Origin of the sequence: Kitasatospora purpeofusca (assembly GCF_000718025.1) — a bacterium.
GTDB lineage: Bacteria > Actinomycetota > Actinomycetes > Streptomycetales > Streptomycetaceae > Kitasatospora > Kitasatospora purpeofusca.
The window spans coordinates 1-211 of sequence record NZ_JODS01000133.1 but is presented as its reverse complement, the minus strand read 5'-3'; the positions used below and the strand labels follow the sequence as shown (position 1 = coordinate 211).

Annotated in this window: 1 rRNA gene; it reads left to right on the top strand. The window is 56.9% G+C overall.

The window, feature by feature from the left end:
- Nucleotides 1–140 precede the first annotated feature (140 nt).
- A 5S ribosomal RNA gene (rrf, locus tag IF01_RS0141055) occupies nt 141–211 on the top strand; the annotation flags it as partial.

The window sequence follows — 211 nt, the reverse complement described above, 5'->3', positions numbered from 1 at the left end:
GAAGCCCTGTGAGGGGTGGAGTTGACCGGTACTAATAGGCCGAGGGCTTGTCCTCAGTTGCTCGCGTCCACTGTGTTGTTCTGAAACAACGACCCCCATGACATGGCCTGTCGTGGGTGCGGTTGACAGTTTCATAGTGTTTCGGTGGTCATAGCGTGAGGGAAACGCCCGGTTACATTCCGAACCCGGAAGCTAAGCCTCACAGCGCCGA